This is a genomic window from Caballeronia sp. LZ065 (assembly GCF_031450975.1).
Taxonomy (GTDB): domain Bacteria; phylum Pseudomonadota; class Gammaproteobacteria; order Burkholderiales; family Burkholderiaceae; genus Caballeronia.
Genome location: NZ_JARUXV010000003.1, coordinates 687,738 through 710,489 on the forward strand (window position 1 = coordinate 687,738; position 22,752 = coordinate 710,489).

At 65.9% G+C, this 22,752-nt stretch carries 16 protein-coding genes and 1 pseudogene; 14 read left to right on the forward strand and 3 right to left on the reverse strand.

The window, feature by feature from the left end:
* The first annotated feature begins 68 nt into the window (after positions 1-68).
* Together QCE63_RS23335 and QCE63_RS23340 are read left to right on the forward strand one after the other, a co-directional pair.
* Positions 69-947 (forward strand): isocitrate lyase/PEP mutase family protein, encoded by an 879-nt coding sequence (locus tag QCE63_RS23335; protein ID WP_309836317.1) that lies wholly within the window; start codon positions 69-71, stop codon positions 945-947.
* Between the two features lie 49 nt (positions 948-996).
* Positions 997-1,770, forward strand: coding sequence for a carboxymuconolactone decarboxylase family protein (locus QCE63_RS23340; RefSeq protein ID WP_309836318.1), 774 nt, complete (start codon positions 997-999; stop codon positions 1,768-1,770).
* On the opposite strand, the gene QCE63_RS23345 is transcribed toward QCE63_RS23340, so the two are convergent.
* Entirely contained in the window at positions 1,742-2,440 is a 699-nt protein-coding gene (locus QCE63_RS23345; RefSeq protein WP_309836319.1) for a GntR family transcriptional regulator, read from the reverse strand. The genes QCE63_RS23340 and QCE63_RS23345 overlap by 29 nt on opposite strands.
* A gap of 100 nt (positions 2,441-2,540) precedes the next feature.
* Here QCE63_RS23345 and QCE63_RS23350 point away from each other — a divergent pair, with 100 nt between their 5' ends.
* The 3 genes from QCE63_RS23350 to QCE63_RS23360 are packed head-to-tail and all read left to right on the forward strand — an operon-like array spanning position 2,541 to position 6,260.
* Positions 2,541-3,851, forward strand: coding sequence for an MFS transporter (locus QCE63_RS23350; RefSeq protein WP_309836320.1), 1,311 nt, complete (start codon positions 2,541-2,543; stop codon positions 3,849-3,851).
* Between the two features lie 22 nt (positions 3,852-3,873).
* Entirely contained in the window at positions 3,874-4,830 is a 957-nt protein-coding gene (locus QCE63_RS23355; protein WP_309836321.1) for a D-2-hydroxyacid dehydrogenase, read from the forward strand.
* A gap of 35 nt (positions 4,831-4,865) precedes the next feature.
* Positions 4,866-6,260, forward strand: a complete 1,395-nt coding sequence (locus tag QCE63_RS23360; RefSeq protein WP_309836322.1) for an MFS transporter — start codon at positions 4,866-4,868, stop codon at positions 6,258-6,260.
* Between the two features lie 213 nt (positions 6,261-6,473).
* On the opposite strand, the gene QCE63_RS23365 is transcribed toward QCE63_RS23360, so the two are convergent.
* Positions 6,474-7,178: a GntR family transcriptional regulator gene (locus tag QCE63_RS23365; RefSeq protein WP_309836324.1), complete on the reverse strand. Its 705-nt coding sequence runs from the start codon at positions 7,176-7,178 to the stop codon at positions 6,474-6,476.
* Positions 7,179-7,258: 80 nt separating this feature from the next.
* Here QCE63_RS23365 and QCE63_RS23370 point away from each other — a divergent pair, with 80 nt between their 5' ends.
* The 6 genes and pseudogenes from QCE63_RS23370 (at position 7,259) to QCE63_RS23395 (ending at position 12,551) form a co-directional block, all read left to right on the forward strand.
* Complete coding sequence (locus QCE63_RS23370) at positions 7,259-8,014, forward strand: SDR family NAD(P)-dependent oxidoreductase (RefSeq protein ID WP_309836326.1); 756 nt, start codon at positions 7,259-7,261, stop codon at positions 8,012-8,014.
* 16 nt (positions 8,015-8,030) lie between these two features.
* On the forward strand, positions 8,031-9,224 hold the full coding sequence (locus QCE63_RS23375; protein WP_309836328.1) for an acyl-CoA dehydrogenase family protein: 1,194 nt from the start codon (positions 8,031-8,033) through the stop codon (positions 9,222-9,224).
* Entirely contained in the window at positions 9,214-10,290 is a 1,077-nt protein-coding gene (locus QCE63_RS23380; protein WP_404990187.1) for a phosphotransferase, read from the forward strand. Before QCE63_RS23375 ends, QCE63_RS23380 begins: the two co-directional genes overlap by 11 nt.
* A gap of 130 nt (positions 10,291-10,420) precedes the next feature.
* Positions 10,421-11,446 carry a phosphotransferase gene (locus QCE63_RS23385; protein WP_309836330.1) on the forward strand — a complete coding sequence of 342 codons (1,026 nt, stop codon included), beginning with the start codon at positions 10,421-10,423 and terminating at the stop codon, positions 11,444-11,446.
* A gap of 163 nt (positions 11,447-11,609) precedes the next feature.
* A pseudogene (locus tag QCE63_RS23390) lies at positions 11,610-11,837 on the forward strand (metallophosphoesterase); the annotation flags it as partial.
* Between the two features lie 147 nt (positions 11,838-11,984).
* Positions 11,985-12,551 carry a hypothetical protein gene (locus tag QCE63_RS23395; protein ID WP_309837367.1) on the forward strand — a complete coding sequence of 189 codons (567 nt, stop codon included), beginning with the start codon at positions 11,985-11,987 and terminating at the stop codon, positions 12,549-12,551.
* A 22-nt stretch (positions 12,552-12,573) separates the two neighbouring features.
* Here QCE63_RS23395 and QCE63_RS23400 read toward each other — a convergent pair whose 3' ends face one another.
* On the reverse strand, positions 12,574-12,972 hold the full coding sequence (locus tag QCE63_RS23400; RefSeq protein WP_309836331.1) for a hypothetical protein: 399 nt from the start codon (positions 12,970-12,972) through the stop codon (positions 12,574-12,576).
* A gap of 279 nt (positions 12,973-13,251) precedes the next feature.
* On the opposite strand from QCE63_RS23400, the gene recC reads away from it, so the two are divergent.
* From recC to recD, 3 genes are read left to right on the forward strand one after another with little or no spacing between them, the layout of a single operon-like run.
* A complete protein-coding gene (recC, locus tag QCE63_RS23405; RefSeq protein ID WP_309836333.1) occupies positions 13,252-16,812 on the forward strand; it encodes an exodeoxyribonuclease V subunit gamma in 3,561 nt (1,186 codons plus the stop codon).
* Positions 16,809-20,591, forward strand: coding sequence for an exodeoxyribonuclease V subunit beta (gene recB, locus QCE63_RS23410; protein ID WP_309836335.1), 3,783 nt, complete (start codon positions 16,809-16,811; stop codon positions 20,589-20,591). The genes recC and recB overlap by 4 nt, the downstream gene beginning before the upstream one ends.
* The gene (recD, locus tag QCE63_RS23415; RefSeq protein WP_309836336.1) at positions 20,588-22,738 is read left to right on the forward strand and encodes an exodeoxyribonuclease V subunit alpha; all 2,151 of its coding nucleotides are present in this window, start codon (positions 20,588-20,590) and stop codon (positions 22,736-22,738) included. The genes recB and recD overlap by 4 nt, the downstream gene beginning before the upstream one ends.
* Positions 22,739-22,752: the final 14 nt, after the last annotated feature.

Consider the following 22,752-nt stretch of genomic DNA (forward strand, 5'->3'; position numbering starts at 1 on the left):
TCTTGCTTCCACTGTTGAGTTATCGATATCATGAAACCTCGTCATTCACGCAAGCAGGGGAGAAGACCTTGAACCGTTCCGCCCAATTCCGCGAGTTGCTCAAATCCCCGCCGTTCGTGTGCCTGGGCGCACACGACGCCGTCACCGCCATGCTGGCCGAGCAGGCCGGCGCGAAGGCCATCTATGTGAGCGGCTTCGCGGCGTCCGCCATCGTCGCCGGGCAGCCCGACGTGGGCCAGCTCACGCAGACAGAAATGTTCGATCACATCCGCCGCATCTGCCGCGTGACCAAGGTGCCGGTTTTCGCCGATGCCGATACCGGCTACGGCGGCGTGCTCGATTGCCAGCGCACCATCAAGCTGTGGGAAGAAGCGGGTGCGTCGGTGCTGCATCTGGAAGATCAGGCCGTGCCGAAAAAATGCGGACACTTCGCGGGCAAGCAGTTGGTGCCGAAGGAAGAGATGCAGCAGAAGCTCGCCGCGATGTTGGCCGCGCGCACGGATCCGAACTTCTTCATCGTCGCGCGTACGGATGCGATCGCGGTGACCGGGCTGAACGACGCCATCGAGCGGCTCGAATCGTATGCCGCGATCGGCGCGGACGGGCTGTATGCGGATGCGCCTGAAAGCATCGATCAGATGCGCGAACTGATCCGCCGCCTGAAGCCGCTCGGCAAGCCGATCCTGTTCAACATGGCGCGTTCGGGCAAGAGCCCGTACCTGTCGCTGAAAGAGGTGCATGAGATTGGCTTTGACTACGCGCTGTGCCCGATCGAACCGATGTTCGCGATGCACAAGGCCGTCAAGGAAATGATGGAGATCTTCATGCGCGAAGGATCCACCAATGCGGTGGCGGATCGCCTGACTTCGTTCGAGGACTTCAACAAGTTCGTCGGTCTCGACAAGGCCGTTGCGGAAGAGGCGCGCTACGCGAACATCGGCCGCTGATCGTCCGGTGATATCGGGCGCAATGAAGCCCGCCAAGCCTGGAGGAGACATGCACATCAAGGACCGCATCAGGCATTTTGCCGCGCAGGGCGGGACCTGGAACGCCTCGCTCGATGCGCTCGCGGACGCCGCGCCGGAGTTCATCGACGCGTGGCTCGACTTCGCGGGCAAGCCGCTTCGGCACGGGCCGCTCGCACCGAAGACCAAGGCGCTGATCGGTCTTGCACTCAACGCGGCGATGACGCATCTGCACGAGGACGGCATCCGCGAACACTTGCGCCGGGCGCTCGAACACGGCGCGACGCGCGAGGAGCTGGTCGAAGTGCTGCAACTGGTTAGCGTGATGGCCGTGCATGCCTGCACGCTCGGCGTGCCGATCCTCGCCGAATGCCTGGCGCTCGATCCGCATCAGGCCGACGAACTCCAGCGCAGCGACGCACGCCGCGACGCGTTGCGCGCGGAGTTCGAGGCCAAGCGCGGCTACTGGAATCCGTTGTGGGAAACGCTGCTCGCGCTCGATCCGGAGTACTTCAAGGCCTTCATCGATTTTTCGGCGGCGCCGTGGTTGTCGGGCGCGCTGGAGCCGAAGGTAAAGGAGTTCGTGTACATCGCGGTGGCCGTCTCGGCGACGCATCAGTTCGCGCCGGGGACGCGCATCCACATCAAGAACGCACTGGGCTATGGCGCGAGCGCGGCCGAACTGCTGGAAGTGATGCAGCTTGCCAGCGCGATGGGCATCCAGAGCTTCACGGTAGCGTGGCCCTTACTCGACGAAGCCATCGCGGAGCATGCGCTCAGACCTGATCGAGGCGGAAGTCCCTGAGCGTGTCGAGCTGCTTCTGCACGCCGCGCGCGCGATGTTCGCGAAACAGGCGTTGCGCGGTATCGGCGTCGGCGCGGGCGAGCGCTGCGACGATCTCGCGATGTTCGCCCGCCGATGCATGCGGTTTCGGCCCGAGCTTCAGCGTGATGAAACGCACGCGATGAATCTGGTCCCAGTACTTGCGCACGATCTGTTCGAGCCGCGCGTTGCCGCACAGCTTGAGCAGATGCAGATGGAAGGCTTCGTCGGCGGCGGCCCAGGCTTCGAGATTGTCTTTTGCGAGCGCGCGGTCCATGGCGACGCACGCGCGCTCGAGCGCTTGCAGATCCTTCGCGGCGGGCTTGCTTATGGCGACCAGTTCCGCGGCGGTCGCTTCGAGGCTGGTGAGGATCTGATAGATCTCGCGCATGTCCGCGACGGATACCGGCAACACGCGCATGCCACGGCGCGGCACGAGTTCGACGAGGCCTTCGTCGCGCAGACGCACCATCGCCTCGCGCACCGGCGTGCGGCTCACGCCGAAGGACTCGGCGAGATCCTGTTCGGTGGCATAGGCGCCGGGGCGCAGCGCGTTGTCGAGAATGCGCGCTCGGATCTGCGCGAAGACGGTATCGGAGGAAGTCGTACGGGAAGAAGGAAGGGCGGTCTCGTTCGCTGGTGTCTTCGGCATGGAGGTCGCTCGATGATGATGCGCGCTGTCGCGGGCGTGCCAGGTTGAACGCATTATAGCCAGCGTGTTCACGCTGCATGAGATGTTCAAGGAGACCTGCATGGATGAACTCGAAGTCCGCACCATGCGCCGGGTGCTGCGGCGCTACGTGCCGCTGTTGATCGTGTGCTTCGTGGTGTCGTTTCTCGACCGCGTGAACATCGGCTTCGCCGCGCTGACGATGAATCGCGCGCTTGGCTTTTCGGCGACGACCTTCGGCATCGGCGCGGGCCTGTTCTTTATCGGCTATGTGATCTTCGAGGTGCCGTCGAACCTGATTCTCGAAAGAGTCGGCGCGCGCCGCTGGATTGCGCGGATCATGCTGACCTGGGGCGTGCTGTCCGCCTGCATGGCCTTCGTGCAGGGACCGGCGAGCTTCTTTACGCTGCGCGTGCTGCTCGGCATCGCCGAGGCGGGGTTCTTTCCCGGCATCATGCTGTACTTCACGTACTGGATTCCGGGCGCGTGGCGCGCGCGGGTCGTGAGCGTGTTCATGGCCGCGATGCCGTTCGCCAATGTGTTCGGTTCGCTGTTGTCGGGCGGGCTGCTCGGCCTCGACGGCGTGTTCGGCCTGCATGGCTGGCAACTGATGTTCATCGCGGAAGGTTTGCCGGCCGTCTTGCTCGCGTTCGCCGTGCTCGCCGTGTTGCGCGACACGCCCGCGCAGGCGCAGTGGCTCGCGCCGGACGAACGCGCGTGGCTTGCGAACACCATCGCTGCCGAACGCGCCCGCGTGCCCGCCACGCAACACGGCGGCTGGAGCGCGGTGCGCAACCCGGTGATCGTCGCGCTGGCGCTGGCGTATTTCGGCATCAACCTGTCGATCTTCGGACTGAGTTTCTTCCTGCCGCAGATCGTCCGGGAGTTTCATCTGAGCCTGTCGATGGTCGGCGTGGTCGCGGCCATCCCGTTCTTCATCGCCGGCTTTGGCATGATGTGGTGGGGCAGACGCTCGGACCGCCACGACGAACGCCGCTTCCATGTGCTGCTGCCGATGGCGCTTGCCGTCGTCGGACTCGGCGGCTCCACGCTTGTTGCCACGCCGGTCCTCAAGCTCGCTTGTCTCTGTCTCGCTGCGTTCGGCACTTTTTCGGCGGTGGCGATCTTCTGGTCCACCTTGCCGTTGTTGCTCGGCCCGGCGGTCGCGGCCATCGGCTTCGGCGCGATCAATTCGTTCGGCAATCTCGCGGGCTTCACCGCGCCCTATGCGATCGGCGTCATAAAGGACGCCACGGGTCATTTCGACGCCGGCATCCAGCTGATCGCGCTATATGGCTGCTTCGCGCTTGCTGCGCTGGCGTGGGCGATGCGCGGCCGGCATGGCCGGGCTGGAAACGACGCGAACGAACTCGCCGCCACCGAGCGTCCCTGATCCTCGAACCTCACTCAACCCGATGAACATCGTCTTTCTCGACCGCGCCACCCTCGCTCCGCACACCCGCCTGCGTCGTCCGGATTTTGCGCACACGTGGCGCGAGTATCCGGCGACTGCCGCGCACGAAGTCGCCGAACGCATTCGCGATGCGGACATCGTCATCACGAACAAGGCGCCGATCGGCGCGGCCGCGCTCGAACACGCGGCGCGCGTGAAGCTGGTCGCGGTGGCGGCGACCGGCACGAACGTCATCGACCTGGAGGCGTGCAAGGCGCGCGGCGTCGCCGTCTCGAACATTCGCGACTATGCGCGGCATACGGTGCCCGAACATACCTTCGCGCTGATCTTCGCGTTGCGGCGCAGTCTCGTCGCGTATCGCGAGTCGGTGCGCGCGGGCCGCTGGGAAGAGAGCGGCCAGTTCTGTTTCTTCGATCATCCGATCCGCGACCTTGCCGGCTCGACGCTCGGCGTCATTGGCGACGGCGCGCTCGGACGGGCGGTGGCCGCGCTGGGTCAAGCGCTCGGCATGCGCGTGCTGATGTCGGCGCACAAGGGCCGCGAGGGCATGGGTTCGCTGTACACGCCGTTCGACACGGTGTTGCCCACGAGCGATGTCATCACGCTGCATTGCCCGCTCACGCCCGCGACGCGCAACCTGATCGACACGCCCGAACTAAACGCGATGGAACGCCGCCCGCTGCTCATCAACACGGCGCGCGGCGGGCTCGTCAACGAGCATGCGCTGGGGCCGGCGCTGCGGGACGGGCGAATTGCCGGCGCGGGCTTCGATGTCGCGACGTCCGAGCCGCTCGCCGCCGAGCACCCGTTTCGTGCCTTGCTCGACCTGCCGAACTTCATCCTGACGCCGCACGTCGCGTGGGCCAGCGAGGAGGCCGTGCAGGCGCTCGCGGATCAGTTGACCGACAACCTCGAAGCGTTCGCGCGCGGCGCGCCGCGCAACCTCGTCATCGTCTGACCATCGTCTGACAAACACCGTTTCCGGAGACCGACATGCAGGCTGACACCCGTATCGGCGCACGCCTCGACAGCGTGCCGCTGTCCCGCTATCACTGGAAGCTGCTCGCGTTGATCGCGGCGGGCATGTACTTCGATTCATTCGACATCTACATTGCCGGCACCGTGCTCGCCGCGATGATCAAGAGCGGCGAGTCCACGCTGCAACTCAACGCGACTTTTGTGTCGGTGACCTTCATCGGCATGATGGTGGGCGCGTGGCTGTCGGGCGTGATGGGCGACCGCTACGGACGACGCTTCTGCTATCAATTCAATCTGCTGATCTATGGCCTTGCGTCCATCGCGGCAGCGTTCGCGCCGTCGATGACCTGGCTGATCTTCTTCCGGTTGGTGATGGGCATCGGGATGGGCGCGGAGATCGTGGTCGGCTACGGCACGCTGAGCGAGTTCATTCCGCCTGCGTGGCGCGGCCGCTTTGGCACGATCGTCAATCTGATCATCAACTCGTCGCTGTTTCTTTCGACGCTGCTCGGCTGGATGATCGTGCCGCATTACGGCTGGCGCTGGATGTTCGCGATTGCCGGCGTGGGCGCGCTCGTTGCGTGGTTCCTGCGCAAGCGCATGCCGGAATCGCCGCGCTGGCTGGCGTCGAAAGGACGTGAGCGCGAGGCGCTGGCCGTGGTCGAGTCCATCGAGGCGGCTTGCGGTGTGACGGCTCCGGCACCGTCTTCAGTGGTGCGCGAAAGCACGCCTGAAACGAGCGGCCGTCTGCGCGATCTGTTCGCGCCCGGCATGCGCGCGCGGACGATCAGCGCGATCACGGTGCTCGTGGTGCAGTTCGTCGCGCAATTTGCGTTCGTCAGCTGGATCCCGACGTTTCTCGTGAAGGAAGGTCACACGATTTCCAGTTCGCTCGGGCTGACGGCCATCATGTTCGCGGGCGGACCGGTTGGATCGCTCATCGCGTTCCTGTTGACCGAGCGCATCGGGCGCAAGTGGGGCATCGTCGCGTTCTCGCTGATCTGCGCGGCGCTTGGCGTCGGCTATCCGTTTGCGCAATCCGAGTTCGTGATCGCCGTGCTGGGGTTCGCGATCACCGCGTGCCTCTATGTACTGTCGTCGTTCACGATCGCCAGTTACGTGCCGGAGCTGTTTCCCACTGCATTGCGCTTGCGCGGCACGGGGCTCGCGAACGCCATCGGGCGCGCGGTCAGCATCGCGTTGCCGTATGCCGTGGCGGCGGCTTATGCGGGCACCGGCATCGCGGGCGTGCTGACGCTGATCGTCGGGACGCTGCTGGCGCAAGCGTTGATCGTGGGCATGTTCGGGCCGGAGACGAAGAATCGGTCGCTCGAAGACATTTCGGTGGGGACGGGCGAGGCGGGGCGGGAGCGTAGCGAGGATTTGGGGGCGCTTGAGCGCGGAAGGTGAGGGGGGGCTGCGAGCAAGCCGGACGATTGGCAGGCTTGCTCGTGGGCTTCCGAACATTGAAGGACCGCGACACCCCGCCGGTCAACCCGGTAAATCCGCAAGGTATTCAAAACAGTGCGTCTCCTTCAAAGACGTATTCAAGAGCGCGTGCAGCCTGTTTCGACATGCCGGCTAAAGACCCATTGCCTGAAACAGCCGCTGGCTCACGCCTGATCAATCGGCGTCATTCATCCGCGCGTGATTTTCGACAATGCACGCACGCACCGTCTGGACATGCTCGCGCGCCAGCGCTTCGGCTTCGTCTTCCTTGCCCGCAAGCACCGCGCTTGCAATGCGTTTGTAGTCGCGCAACCTGATCTGCTGCAACGAAGGCAGCCGATGCTGCGCGTACACGATCGGCATATGAATCGTCGGGAAGAGGCGCTTCAGTTCGCGATTGCGCGACAGTTCCAGCAGCGCCCGATAAAACTGTCGCCGTGCAAGGGTGAAGGCAAGGGCGTCGCGGGCATCGTCGGCGCGGGCGAGTTCGCGCAGGCTCTGCCGCACCTTGCTGGCAAGCGGCGCATCGGCGTGATTGCGCGCCGCTCCGCGTGCAAGCAGACCCGTCATCAATTCGGCGACGTCGAGCACGTCCAGCGTGTCCTGCACGTCGAGCGTTCGAATCACCGCGCCCTTGTGTTTCAGCAACTCGATGACACCCTCGGCCACCAGCCGTTGCAGGCCCTCGCGCACCGAATTCCTGCTGACCCCGAAGCGCGTGGAAAGATCGGCTTCCACCAGCCGTTGGCCCGGCACGAACGCCTGGCTTTCAAGACCGCGCAGGATGCCAAGGAACACCGCGTCGGATGCGGCGCCCTTGTCGGCGTCGGTCGCAGCGTTGTCATCCGGAGCGGAGCGGGTGGAGGTTTTTGCGTTCATCGGCGGATCATAACAGTTGAACAAAACGATTTTGTTCCTTAAGATTGTCCAACAATCGGCTTGAACAATAAGGAGACTTCATGTGCCCGAAGGAGACATTCGGCCTGCGCGGGAAGCACGTTCTGGTGACCGGTGCATCGAGCGGACTGGGCGCTCACTTCGCGTCGGTGTGCGCCGCGCAAGGCGCCGAGGTGATTCTCGCCGGGCGGCGCGGCGGCCTGCTGGCGGAGCGGGTCGAGCGTCTCAAGGAAGCGGGCGGCCATGCGTCCTTCATCCAGATCGACGTCAACGATGCCGCTTCGCGCCAGCAGATGGCCGAGTCGATCGGCGAACTGGACGTGCTCGTGAACAACGCCGGCGTGATGATCGACAAATCCGCCGTCGAGCAGAGCGAGGCCGATTGGGATACCGTTGTCGATACCAACCTGAAGGCGATGTTTTTCGTCGCCCAGGCGTTGATGCCCGCGTTGAAGGCCCGCGCGGGATCGATCATCAACGTGGCGTCGATTCTCGGGCTCAGACAGGCGGGCAATGTGCTGCCGTATGCGGTGTCGAAGGCGGGCGTGGTTCAGCTGACGCAGTCGCTTGCGCTCGAATGGGCGCGCCATGGCATCCGTGTGAATGCGATCGCGCCGGGCTACATCGAGACCGAACTGAATCGGGCGTTCTGGCGCACGCCCGCCGGCGAAGCATTGATCCGGCGCATTCCGCAACGCCGCCTCGGGCAACTCGACGACCTCGACGGCCCCTTGCTTCTGCTTGCCTCCGACGCATCGCGCTACATGACCGGGACCGTCATCGTCGCGGATGGCGGCCATTTGACCAGCAGTCTCTAAATCACTCCATCGACCCATGCTGACCGCTCCTCCCACTGCACGCAGCCGCGAGATCGCGGACCGCGTCGAAGCGTTCGTTCGTGAACGCGTGATCCCGTATGAACGCGATGGCCGCCTCGGTCCGCATGGTCCGTCGGCGGAACTGGTCGCGGAGTTGCGGGCGCTTGCACGCGAGGCCGGCGTGCTGACGCCGCACATCCTGTCCGACGGCGCGCATCTGTCCCAACTCGAAACCGCCGCCGTGCTCAAGCGCTCGGGGCTATCGCCGCTCGGACCGGTGGCCGTCAACACGATGGCGCCCGACGAAGGCAACATGTACTTGCTGGGCAAGGTAGGCACACCGGCGCAGAAGACGCGCTTTCTCGAACAACTGGTCTCAGGCGAGGCGCGCTCGGCGTTCTTCATGACGGAACCCGCCGAAGACGGCGGCGCGGGCTCGGACCCGGGCATGCTCAAGACCACCGCGCGGCCCGATGGCGATGCGTGGATCATCGACGGCAACAAGACCTTCATCACCGGTGCGGTCGGCGCGAAGGTGGGCATTGTCATGGCGCGCACCGACGATGGCGACAAGCCGCGCGCCACCATGTTCCTCGTGTCGCTGCCCGATCCGGCCATCGAGATCGTGCGGGTGCTGAATACGATCGATAGTTCGATGCCGGGCGGCCACGCGCGCGTGGCCATTCGCGGCTTGCGGGTGGCGTCGGAGGCGGTGCTGGGCGAGGTGCATGGCGGCTTCGAGTACGCGCAGATCCGTCTGTCGCCGGCGCGTCTGTCGCATTGCATGCGCTGGCTCGGACTCGCGGTGCGTGCGCAGGAGATCGCGGTGGACTACGCGAGCCAGCGTCATGCTTTCGGCAAGCGGCTGATCGATCACGAAGGCGTCGGCTTCATGCTGGCCGACAACGCGATCGACCTGCAACAGGCCGCGCTGATGATCGACTGGTGCGCGGGCGTGCTCGATCAAGGCGATCTCGGCACCACCGAAAGTTCGATGACCAAGGTCGCCGTATCGGACGCGCTGTTCAGGGTCGCGGACCGCTGCGTTCAGGTGATGGGCGGGTCCGGCGTCTCGCGCGACTCGATCGTGGAACAGTTCTTCCGCGAGATCCGCGCGTTTCGCATCTATGACGGTCCGACCGAAGTGCACAAGTGGTCGCTGGCCAAGAAGATCAAGCGGGCCGCGCTGGGAGGACTCTATCGTGTCTGACGCGGCGAATTTTGCAGGGACCGGGCCGGTGCGCGACGCGCATCGCTTCGATGAAGCAGCGCTCGGCCGTTGGATGCAGGAGCACGTCGAAGGCTTTGCCGGGCCGATGCACGTCGAGCAGTTCAAGGGCGGGCAATCGAATCCGACTTATCAGCTGCGCACGCCCGAACGCGAGTACGTGCTGCGCCGCAAGCCGCCTGGTCCGCTGCTGAAAGGCGCTCATGCGGTCGAACGGGAAGCGCGCGTGATCGCGGCGGTCGGCGCGGCGGGTTTTCCGGTGCCGAAGGTGTTCGGCGTCTGCGAAGATCCGCAGGTGCTGGGCAGCGCGTTCTTCGTGATGGAGCGGGTGCGAGGCCGGATCTTTTGGGAATCGGGTTTTTCGAACGTACCGCAGGCGGAACGATTCAGTTATCTCGACGCGATGAACGCGACGCTCGCCGATCTTCACCGGCTCGATTATGTATCGCTCGGTCTCGGCGATTATGGCAAGCCGGGGCGTTACGTGGCACGGCAGGTGGAGCGCTGGTCGCGGCAGTATATGAGCGACGAGGCCGCCGGACGCAATGCGGACATGGACCACGTCATCGCATGGCTCGAAGCGAACCTGCCCGCGCGCGATGAAACCGCGTTGACGCATGGCGATTTCCGCGCGGACAACCTGATCTTCGATGCCGTCGAACCGCGCGTGATTGCCGTGCTCGACTGGGAGCTGTCGACGCTCGGCGATCCGCTCGCCGACTTCGCCTATCACGCGATGATGTATCGCTTGCCGCCGGATATCCTGGGCGGCATCGGCGGGCTCGATTTCGCGCAACTCGGCTTGCCCGACGAAGCGGCCTACGTGCAGGCCTATTGCCGCCGCACCGGGCGCGAAGGCATTGCGGACTTCGACTACTACGTGGTCTTCAACATGTTTCGCTTTGCGGCGATCCTGCATGGCATTCGTGCGCGCGTCGCGCGGGGCACGGCGGTCAGTGAAGACGCGCGCGCCATGGGCGACCGTTTCGCGCGAGTGGCGCAGATCGCCTGGCGCGAGGCGCAACGGGCGGGCGCCATGCGCTCGTGACGATGTGCATCGGCGGCGGCCAGGGCATCGCGGCAATCTTCGAGCGCATCTGAAGGCTGCGATCGTCGATGGCTCGTTGAAAGCCAATGCCTGCACAATGCCCGATCAGTCCAGACCGGGGAGCGTCTGCATGACCGAGTTCGAGTTTCAATCGCCCAGGGCGCTTCGCGCCGTGTATTCGACGGTAGACGGGAATGCCCTGGGCGAATTCATTGCATCGGCTTATCCCTTCGATACGCCGTTCACCTGCCGCTTGCTGAGGCGAGGCTTCAACGATGTGTATCTCCTTCGCTTCGCCGATGGTCACAAGAAGATTGCTCGCCTGAGTTCGCGGCGGGCGAGAGGGGCGTCGAACGTCGCTTACGAAACCGCGCTGCTTCGGCACCTGAAGCAAGCGGGCGGCGATGTGGCCGCTCCGCTTGGCACGAAGACGGGTGCGCTGAGTATCGAGGTTGAGGCAGTCGAAGGCCAACGTTCGCTCGTCGTGTTCGAGTATCTGGAAGGGCAATTCCCCGGTGCCGACCCGCAGGACACGGCAGCGATGGCGGCTGGCCTCGCTACGCTGCATCGGCTGGCGGGAGGTTATGGAGGTCCGCCGAGTCAGTATGTGCTCGATCTCCGGCATCTTGTCGCGCGGCCATTACAGCGGCTGCTGGATCATGAAGCGATGGACGAGGCGCTTGCGGAGCGCTTGCGGAAGAGCGCCTCGGATCTCGTCGCGAAGATCGAGGCGGCCACGCCGCTGACGATGGTCGTCTGCCACGGCGACTGTCATGGCGGCAACACCTTCATCACGAGCGCTCCGGACGGCCGCCGCATCGGCTCGTTTTTCGATTTCGACGACGGCGGCCCGGGTTATCTGGCCTACGACCTTGCGGTCTATCTGTGGGCCATGTTGCTGCACAGGGAAGAACCGGGACTCAGTGACGAGCAGCGGGAACGATGGACGCGTTTCGTCGAGGCTTACCGCGACGTGTCGCCGGTGCCGCCAAACGACTACTCCGCGATTGCGCTGTTTGTTTGCGCGCGGCATTTCTGGTTTCTCGGGGAGTATGCGAGCCGCAGCGACGAATGGGGTTCGTCGGCGCTGCCGCTCGAATGGCTGCGAAAACAGGCCGACAAACTGGAGCAGTGGAGCGAAATGGCGACGCCGTGACGGTTATCTGAGACTCCCGACCCGTCCGATAGCGCTCATGGCACCCGGTTTACCAGCAGTCGAGATGAGATCACGATGAACCGGCGGCGGGACTGGGGAAGCGATAATCGCGGCCGAAGCGGGGTGATACCGACAGCCTTCCATCAAAGGACTCGAGACAAGAATGAACTTCGACATCATCGGAGATATCCACGGGCAAGCAGACAAACTTCGCGTGCTGCTGAAACGCCTGGGCTACGTCGAGCGCGACGGCGCCATGCGTCATTTGGAACGAACTGCCATCTTCGTCGGAGACTTCATCGATCGAGGTCCGCATCAGATGGATACGCTCCGGATTGTCCGCGCGATGACGGACGCAGGCAGTGCGCTGGCGGTCATGGGCAACCATGAATTCAATGCCGTTGCGTGGTTCATGCGCGACCCCGAGCATGACGAAGCGTATCTGCGTACCCGCGATGGAGAGCGAGGCGCGAGAAATCGTCATCAACACGCTGCTTTCCTGGCCGAGGTCGAGCACACGCCGCACGTCCACGCGGAAGTGATCGACTGGTTCCTGACCTTGCCGCTCTGGCTCGATCTGCCCGAGTTGCGCGTGGTGCATGCGTGCTGGCATCCGGACTTCATGGCGGAACTCGAACCGCATCTGAAGCCTGGCCGTCTCCTCGACGAGGCCATGATGATCAAGGCAAGCCACAGAGGTTCGAACGAATACCGGCAGGTCGAAACCTTGTTGAAGGGCATCGAGGTGAAGCTGCCGCCGGGTTGCGCGTTCGAGGACAAGTCGGGCATCACGCGGCATGTAGCGCGCACGCGCTGGTGGGACCCGCAAGCCGTCACGTATCGGGACGCCGCGCTCGTGCCGCCCGAGGACAAGATGCAATTGCCCGATGTCGGGATTCCGGCAACGGCCAGGATCGGCGGTTATGCGGGCGACAAGCCGGTGTTCTTCGGACACTACTGGATGACGGGTTGCCCGGAGGCGTTGTCGTCGAACGTGGCGTGCGTCGACTACAGCGCGGGGAGAGAAGGGCCGCTGGTCGCCTATCGGTGGGGCGGGGAGGATGCGCTGTCGTCGGCTAACTTCGTGTTGTCCGAGGAGGGTTGAGTGTGGTGCGGGAGAGGGTGGGTCAATCATGCCCCCCAACCCGCAACCCGCTCGACCAGAACGTCCGCGCTTCTCCATCAGAAGGAAAATCGCGACACAGGCTCCGGCGGTCCGCGGGCACGACGCTCAGCGCCGCTTCCAACGACGCTGCAAACAACGCTTTCGCGCGTTCGTATTCGTGTGCGCTGACCGGCGCCACGAGCCACCGTTGCGCATCGTCGCCGTTGACCCAGTCGACGGATTCGGTGAACACCGAAAGATATCGGTGCTTGCAGTGGATACATTCCAGCGCGCGCACGTTGAAGTGCGATTCATCGATCCATACGGCGTGCTCGCGCAGTTCGCGGCGGGCCTGCCAAGCCGCTTCAGAGGATTCGGGCCAGCATCGTTCACAACCGTTCAGCTGAGTCATGTCGTGCATTGTTGTTGTTCTCCCGGTGCTTGAGACTTCGCAAAAGGAACGCGCTTGCACGCTGTCCCATATCGACCGTGAGTTTAGTGCCCACCACTCTGCCAGCCAACTGTTCCGCGCTTCGGACACGATATGTCCGACCCGCCCCTCACACTGTGCACCGATGTTTGCACGCAAGCCCCACACGCGAATCGCAGCCTTCGCACATTCGCTAAAATTGATCCCCGCCGGCAGCCCGGCTGCCCGATGCCGTCCGCATGCTACCGCCGCACTCAATACGGAGTCTGCTTGAACCCGAATTCCCTGTCTCCCGGACTGATGCTCGTCCATGGCAACCGTTCCGAGCGTCTGCGCGACCTGCTGGTCGAGTGGATGAAGCGCTATCCGCTCGCGCCGCTCGAAAACGAAACCATCCTCGTGCAAAGCAACGGGATCGCGCAGTGGCTCAAGCTCGCGCTCGCCGCGCCTGCGCGTGCTGCGACCGGCGAGGGCGGTTGCGGGATTGCGGCGGCGCTCGACATCGTGTTGCCGTCGCGTTTCATCTGGAAGGCGTATCGCGCGGTGCTGGGCGCGGAGCAGGTCGCGGAAGTGTCGCCGTTCGACCGCACGCGCCTCGCCTGGCGCCTGATCCGCGTGGTGCCGGCGCTCGCCGGCCAGCCGGGCTTCGAGCCGCTCAGGCGTTTCATCAGCGAAGACGATGATCTCCGCAAGCGCTACCAGCTCGCCATGCGTCTCGCGGATCTGTTCGAGCAGTATCAGATGTATCGCGCCGACTGGCTCGCGGCGTGGGCGCAAGGCGAGGATGTGACGATCAGCGCGCGCGGCGAACCCGAGCCGCTGCCCGACGAGCAGCGCTGGCAAGCCGCGCTGTGGCGCGCGTTGCTGGACGACGTGGCGCAGTCGCCGGGCGGTGACAGCGGCGATATTTCGTCGACAGGCGGGCGCGCCGCCGTCCACGAAGCCTTCATGGCCGCCGCTAGTCTGCCTCATGACACGCGCCCCGCCGGCTTGCCGCGCCGTATCGTCGTGTTCGGGATTTCGAGCCTGCCGCGCCAGTCGCTGGAGGCGCTCGCGGCGCTGTCGCGCTGGAGCCAGGTGTTGTTGTGCGTGCCGAATCCCTGCGCGCATTACTGGGCCGACATCGTTCCCGACAAGGACCTGCTGCGCGCCGAGCACTCGCGTCAGGCGCGGCGCGCGGGCGCGCCCGCCGAACTGAACCCGGACGAACTGCATCTGCATGCGCATCCGCTCCTCGCGTCCTGGGGCAAGCAGGGGCGCGATTTCATCGGCCTGCTCGACGAGTTCGACAGCGCCGAAGCCCGCGAAAGCTATCGCGCGCAGTTCACGAACATCGGCGAGCGGATCGACCTGTTCGAGGAGCGCGAAGCCGAAACGATGCTGGAACAGTTGCAGGACGACATCCGCGACCTGCGTCCGCTCAGCGAAACGCGCGAGACCTGGCCGCCCGTCGATCCGGAATTCGATGATTCGATCCGCTTTCATATCGCACACGGCGCGCAGCGCGAAGTGGAGATCCTGCACGACCAGTTGCTCGCCGCCTTCAACGCCGATGACACCCTGCGGCCGCGCGACATCATCGTGATGGTGCCGGATATCGAAAGCTATGCGCCGCATATCCAGGCGGTATTCGGTCTGCTGGAGCGCGGCGATCCGCGCCATATTCCGTTCACGGTGGCCGATCGTGGTCAGCGCGCGGCTGATCCCTTGATTGGCGCGCTGGAAACGCTGCTCGATCTGCCGCGCTCGCGCTTCACGGTCAGCGACTTGCTCGATCTGCTCGATGTTCCGGCGCTGCGCCGCCGCTTCGGCATCACGACTGCGGACTTGCCGCGCCTGCGCGCCTGGGTGCGCGGCGCCAACGTGCGGTGGGGGCTGCACGCGCAGCAACGCGCCAGCCTCGGCTTGCCGAAGGAGAAGGAAACCGACGCGCTGCATACCTGGGCCTTCGGCCTGCGGCGCATGTTGCTCGGCTACGCGGTCGGCAGCGATGCGGGGGCGTGGCAGGGCATCGAGCCGTTCGGCGAAGTAGGCGGCCTCGATGCCGTGCTGCTCGGCCCGCTCGCGCGCCTGCTCGACGCGCTCGATCACGCCTGGACCACGCTGGGCACGCCCGCGACGCCCTCCGAGTGGGCCGTGCGCCTGCGCGACCTGCGCGAGGCCTTCTTCTTCTCGGACGATGCCGAGGACGCCTATACCTTCGCGCGTCTGGACAGCGTGCTGCAAGGCTGGCTCGACGCCTGCACGGAAGCGCAACTGGAAGACGCGCTGCCGCTTTCCGTGGTGGCGGATCACTGGCTGTCGCAGCTCGACGAGAACGAACTGTCGCAGCGCTTCTTTGGCGGCGCGGTGACCTTCGCGACGCTCATGCCGATGCGCGCGATCCCGTTCCGCCGCGTCTGCCTGCTCGGCATGAACGACGGCGACTATCCGCGCACCCGCGTGCCGATGGACTTCGACCTGATGCGCGGCCACTATCGCCCGGGCGATCGTTCGCGGCGCGAGGACGATCGCTATTTGCTGCTGGAGGCGGTGCTCTCGGCGCGCGATCACCTGCATGTGTCGTGGGTCGGGCGCAGCATCAATGACAACAGCGAGCGGCCGCCTTCGGTGCTGATCGGGCAGTTGCGGGATCACCTGGCGCAGGGCTGGACGCCGATGGACGAGTCCGGTCTGCTCGCGGCCATCACGGTGGAGCATCGTTTGCAGCCGTTCAGCGCGGCGTATTTCCGCGACGAGGACGCGCGTCTCTTCACGTATGCCGGCGAATGGCGCAAGACGCCCGCCGCTGACGCCGCTCCCGCCGATGACGCGCCGCTCGCGCTGCCCGAGCGCGAAGAGCCGTTGTCGCTGCGCGAGCTGGCCGAGTTTGCCAGGGATCCGGTGAAGGCTTTCTTCCGGCAGCGCCTGCGCGTGTCGCTCGACGACGAAGAAGCCGCCAGCGCCGACGAAGAGCCGTTCGTGCTCGATCCTCTCGCGCAATGGTCGTTGCAGAACGAGCTGATCCAGGCGCAGGCTGCCGGTCCGCTCACTGACGAAGCGCTTGCACAGACCCGCGAAACCGTCATGGCGGCCATCCGGAGACGGGGCGATCTGGCGAGCGGCGGTTTCGGCGATCACGCGGGCAGCAAGCTGCTCGAGCCGATGGATGCGCTCTTCGAAGCATGGCGCGCGCAGCTCGAACGCTGGCCGGTCGTGATCGAGCGTGATCGCGAGATTCGCTTCGAGACGGCGGGCGTCGCGCGGAACACGCTTGAACTGGCGGACTGGCTCGGCCACTGGCGCACCGACGAAACGGGCCGCGTCGCGCGGCTGCTGCTCACGACCAGCGCGCTCGTCGATGACAAGCGGCAGTATCGCTACGCGAAGCTGCTCGGGCAGTGGGTCGAACATCTGGCCGCGAACCTCGACGGCGCGGTGACGACGGTGGTGGTGAGCAAGAAGGGCACGGTCGACATGGCGCCGGTCGCGCCGGAGCTCGCGCGCACGCATCTGGCCGATCTGCTGCGGCTGTGGGAAGAGGGCATGACCCGGCCCTTGCCGTTCGCGCTGGATACGGCGCTCAAGTGGCTGTTCGAAAGCGGCAAGGGCGAGGCCGCGGCGCACGGCAAGGCGCGCGCCACGTATGAGGGCAGTCCGCCGTTCACACCCAGCGAAGTGGGGAGGAGCGCGTCGCTGCGGCGCGCCTATCCCGACTACGACGCGCTCGTCGCCAGCGGCGAATTCACGTCGTATGCGAAGCGCATGCTCGAACCGATGCTCACCGCGCTCGCCAGCCATCCCGCCGCCACCGATGACGCCACCGACGCCGCCGCAGGAGCCGAAGCATGACCGTCTCGTTCGAACAAGTCCAGATGCCGCAGCCGCTCGAACCGCTGCGCTTTCCGTTGATGGGGCGCAGTCTCATCGAGGCGAGCGCCGGCACGGGCAAGACTTTTACCATCGCGATGCTTTATGTGCGGCTCGTGCTCGGTCACGACCCCGAGGCCGCGCACGGAGACGCGCCGGCGCGTCCGCTCACGCCGCCGGAGATTCTCGTCGTCACCTTCACGGACGCGGCCACGAAGGAATTGCGCGATCGTATCCGCGCGCGCCTGACCGAAGCGGCGCGCTACTTCCAGGATGAACCGGACGCCGTCGCCGACGAGTTGCTGCACGAACTGCGCGAGCAATACGACCCGCCGCTGTGGCCCGCGTGCGCGCGACGCCTCGCGCTCGCCGCCGAATGGATGGACGAGGCCGCGGTGTCGACCATTCACGGCTGGTGTAACCGGATGCTGCGCGAGCATGCGTTCGACAGCGACAGCCTGTTCGAACAGACACTCGAAACGGATCAGAGCGACCTGCTCGCCGAGGTGGTGCGCGATTACTGGCGCACCTTCATGGCGCCGCTTAATGCCGACGATGCAGCCGCCGTCACGAACTGGGCGGCGGGACCGGAGGCGCTGCAAAAGGCGCTGCGCAACCTGCTCGATGTGAGTGCGCTGCTGCCGGCCGCGAAGACGCCCGCCGAGGAACTCGCTGCGCGTCCGCAACTGCTCGCGGCCCTGAAGGCGCCGTGGAAGGCGTGGCCCGCAGAGATGTCCGACCTGCTCGACGAAGCGCGCAACGCCGGCATCTACGACAAGAAGAAGTACGCGCCGGCCACCTGCCGCAAATGGCTCCAGGCGCTGAGCGACTGGGCGAATGATCCTGAACTGCACGAGCCGAAGCTGACGAAGACGGCGATCAGCCGGCTGTCGCCCGGTGAACTTGCAGAACACTGCGCACCCGGCGCGACGCCGCTATCGCACGAAGCGTTCGATGCGCTCGCGGCGCTCATGCCCAGGCTCGACGCGATCGAGGCCTGCCGTGGCGCGATCCTCGCGCATGCGGCGCGCTGGGTGGCGCGCCGCTTCGGCGACGAGCAGGCGAGCCGCGCGCAAATGGGCTTCGACGATCTGCTCGAACGGCTCGACGCCGCGTTGCAGGGACCGAATGGCGCGCGCCTCGCGGAAGTCATCCGCCGGCAGTTTCCGGTCGCGCTGATCGACGAGTTTCAGGACACGGACCCGGTGCAGTACCGCATCTTCGACGCGATCTATCGCACGGAGGATGCCGACGGCGACGATAGCCGCGAGGCGCTCATCATGATCGGCGACCCGAAGCAGGCCATCTATGCGTTTCGCGGCGCCGATATCTTCACCTACCTCGCGGCGCGGCGTTCCTGCGGCACGCGTCTGTTTACGCTGGCGAAGAACTTCCGCTCGACACACGCGATGGTCGCCGCCGTGAATCACTGCTTCAACCTCGCGGAAACGCGCGAGGACGGCACAGGCGCTTTCCTGTTCCGGCGCGGCGGGGCGAATCCGGTGCCGTTCGTCAGTGTGGACGCGCAGGGCCGCAAGGACCGTTTCGTCGTGGAGGGCGAGACGCCGCGCGCGCTGACGCTGTGGTCAGTCGCATCCCAGGCTGCCGATGAAACCCTGGCCAAGGGCGCCTACCTCGACCGCATGGCGGCGGCGTGCGCCACCGACATGGTGCGCCTGCTCGAACTCGGCCGACGCGGCGCGGCGGGCTTCGAAGGCGCAGCGGAGCGGCGCGCGCTGCGTCCCGCCGACATGGCCGTGCTCGTCAACACCCGCGATGAAGCGCGCAGGATCCGCGCGGAACTGGGTGCGCGCGGCGTGCGCTCGGTGTATCTGTCCGACAAGGATTCGGTGTACGCCAGTGAACAGGCGGGCGAGGTCGCGCACTGGCTGGCGGCCTGTGCCGAACCGGAAGATGGCCGGCTCGTGCGCAATGCGCTGGCTACCGCGACGCTCGGCCTGTCGTACGCGGACCTCGACGCCTTGTTCCGCGACGAAGCGCGCTGGGAAGCGTGCATGCTGCAATTCCGCGGCTATCGCGAGGTCTGGCGCGCGAAGGGCATCCTGCCGATGCTGCGCACCTTCCTGAACGACTTCCACGTGCCGGCGCGGCTGCTCGGACTCGATGCCGACGCACCGCGCACGGACGCCGACGGCGAACGCGTGCTCACCGACCTGCTGCATCTGGCGGAACTGCTGCAACAGGCCAGCGTGCTGATCGAAGGCGAGCAGGGTTTGATCCGGCATCTGCACGAAGAGCGCGAAGCTGCGGGCGACGGCGCAGGCGGCGATGCGCGCCAGATCCGCCTGGAAAGCGACGGCGATCTGGTCAAGGTGGTGACCATCCACAAGTCGAAGGGGCTGGAATATCCGCTCGTGTTCGTGCCGTTCATTTGCGCGTACCGTCCAGTCGAAACCAGCGACACCCTGATCAAATGGCACGATGACAAGGGTGCGCTGCACGTCGCCATCGACGGCGCGGGCGAGATGCTCGGGCGCGCCGACGACGAGCGTCTCGGCGAAGACCTGCGCAAGCTTTATGTGGCGCTGACGCGCGCGCGTTACGCGACGTGGCTCGGCATCGCGCCGCTCAAGGCGCTGGAGCGCAGTGCGATCGGCTATCTGCTGAACGGGCGCCATGCGCTCGGGCCCGCGCGTCTCGGCGCGGCCTTGCAGGAAGGTTTCGCGGCGTCGGACGATGTGGCGTTGCTGCCTGCGCCCGAGGCGGGCGTCGAACGGTTCCAGGCGGATGGAACGGACCAGCAGCGCGGCGCGGCCCGCGTCTCGGCGCGCGTGGTGCGCGAAGCGTGGTGGATCGCCAGCTATTCGAGCCTGAAGACGGCGGGCGGCGTGCATACCGTCGAGCCGGAAACGCGCCGCCAGGATGTGTTCAACGAGATCCGCGACGCGCAGAGCGATGGCGAGGACCCGGCAGGCGGCGAAGAGAACACTGCGCCCGATACCGTCGCGCCGTCCAGCGACACCGCCGCCGCCTTGCACGACTTTCCGCGCGGTTCGGAGCAGGGCAGCTTCCTGCACGACCTGCTCGAATGGGCCGCCGAACGGGGCTTTGCACAGACCGCGAGCGAACCCGCCGAACTGCGCGAAGTCATCGCGCGGCGTTGCAGCGTGCGCGGCTGGGAGCGCTGGATCGATCCGCTCAATGCGTGGATGCAGCAGATCATCTCAACGCCCTTTGTCTTGAAACCGGCATACGGCGTGCGGCCGGCGTCGTTCACGCTGGCCGGCCTGAAGACGGCCATCGGTGAAATGGAGTTCTGGTTCGCGGCCGAACGTGTCGACACCATCGAAATGGACCGGCTCGTGTGCGCGCACACCTTCGGCGGCGCCGAGCGTCCTGCGCTCGAACAGACGCAGCTCAACGGCATGCTGAAGGGCTTCATGGATCTCGTTTTCGAGGACGACGGACGCTATTACGTGGCGGACTACAAGTCGAACTGGCTCGGCGCGGATGACGCCCATTACACCGTCGAGCGGATTCGCACGCAGATGCTGCGCTCGCGCTACGACTTGCAGATGGTGCTGTATCTGCTGGCGCTGCATCGTCTGCTGAAGGCGCGCCTGCCGGACTACGACTACGACGTGCACATGGGCGGCGCGGTCTATCTGTTCGTGCGCGGCCTGAATGCGCCGTCGCAGGGCGTGTGCGCGGAGCGTCCGCCACGCGCGCTGATCGAACGGCTCGACGCCTTGTTCATGGGCGAGCGGCACGCCCTTGCTGCCGGACTGGAGACACAATGAGCACGCAGTTTTTTCTGGCGCCGGCCGCCGTTCCCTTCGATGCACGGCGCGCGCTCGACAGCGCCCATGACGCAATACAACTGCTCACGCAATGGGTGCAGCGCGGCTGGCTGCGCGAGGTCGATGCGGCCTTCGCGCAGTTTCTCGCGCGCGAAGCCAACGACGCCTCCGGCCTGCTGATCCTGGCGGCGGCGTTTGCCAGCCATCAGCTCGGCCGTGGGCATGCGTGTCTCGACTTGTCCGCGACGCTGTCCGATCCCACTTTCGCGTTGTCCTTGCCGCCGGATGGCGCGCCCGCTCGCGGCGATTCCGGGGCAGAAGATGACGACGACGCGCATTTGCTGCCATCCAGCGTGCTCAAGGGCGTGACGCTCGAACGCTGGCAAGCGGCGCTGGCTCATCCCGCCTTGCTGAGCGATGGCCCGGGCGACACGCCGCTCGTGCTGTCGGACGAGCGGCTGTATCTGCGTCGTTACTGGCGGTACGAACAGGACGTGTGCCACGCGATTCATGAGCGCATCGTGGCCGACGACACGGCGCACGACACGTTCGACATGCCCACGCTGCGGCATGCGCTGGATGCGCTGTTTCCCGCTGCGCATGCCACCGGCGACGAAGCCGAAGCCGACTGGCAGAAGCTGGCCTGTGCGCTGGCCGCGAAGAGCGCGTTCGCCATCGTGACGGGCGGGCCGGGCACCGGCAAGACGACGACGGTCGTCAAGCTGCTGGCGCTGTTGCAGGCCCAGGCGCTGTCTCGCGCCGAGCAGCCGCGCGCGTTGCGCATCCGCCTCGCCGCGCCCACCGGCAAGGCGGCGGCGCGGCTCAACGAATCGATTGCAGGCGCGGTCGCGAAACTGCCGCTCGACGCGTTTGCCCAAGGCGAAGCGATCCGCGCGGCGATTCCCGTCGATGTAACCACGCTGCACCGGCTGCTCGGCACGGTGCCGGACTCGCGCCGCTTCCGCCATCACGCGGGGCGTCCGCTGTCGCTCGACGTGCTGGTGATCGACGAAGCATCGATGGTCGATCTGGAGATGATGAACGCGGTGCTCGCCGCCTTGCCGCGCGGGGCGCGCATCGTCTTGCTCGGCGACAAGGACCAGCTCGCGTCGGTCGAAGCGGGCGCGGTGCTGGGCGAGTTGTGCAGCCGGGCCACGCGCGCGCATTACACGCCGGCCACGCAGGCGTGGCTCGAAGCGGCGAGCGGCGAGCGCGTCGCCGAGCGCTACATCGATCCGGCGGGCGGGGCGCTGGACCAGGGCATCGCGATGCTGCGCAAGAGCCACCGCTTCTCATCGACGAGCGGGATCGGCAAGCTCGCGCATGCCGTCAACGAAGGCAAGGGCGGCGACCTCGCGAGGATTCTCGCCAAGGGGCATGAGGACATCGCATTCGTGGACTGTCCCGAGCGCGGCGATGCGGTGTTGAAGGCGCTGGCCGTCGAAGGCGCGGTGGCCGCGACGGGCGTGACCGGCGACCTCTTTGCCGAGACGCCCGTTCGCCACGGCTACCGGCACTATCTGAAGACGATGCACGACCGCACACCCGCATCCAACGCCGATGACGACGCCTTCGACGCCTGGGCGCATGCGGTACTGCGCGCGCACGGCGAGTTCCAGTTGCTGAGCGCGCTGCGGCGCGGGCCGTGGGGTGTCGAGGGCTTGAACCGGCGCATCGCGCGGCTGTTGCAGGATGAGCATCTGATTCACGCGGGCGCCGAGTGGTATGCGGGACGGCCAGTGCTCGTTACCCGCAACGACTACGAACTGGGACTCATGAACGGCGATATCGGCATCACGCTCGCGCGACCGGGCAGCGACGGCAAGCCGATGTTGCGCGTCGCGTTCGCCGCCGGCGACGGCTCGTCGCGCATCCACTGGGTGTTGCCGAGCCGTCTGCAAGCCGTAGAGACCGTGTTCGCGCTCACGGTGCACAAGTCGCAGGGTTCCGAATTCACGCACGCCGCGCTGGTGCTGCCCGAGCGGATCAGCCCGGTGCTGACGCGCGAACTCGTCTATACCGGGATCACGCGCGCCCGAAAGTTCCTGACGATTGCAAGCGCGGGCGGCATGGCCCTGGTCGAGCAGGCGGTGCGGGCGAGCGTGCAGCGTGCGAGCGGTTTGTCCGCTGCGTTCGATGCGCGGTAATTTGACCCAGGAGA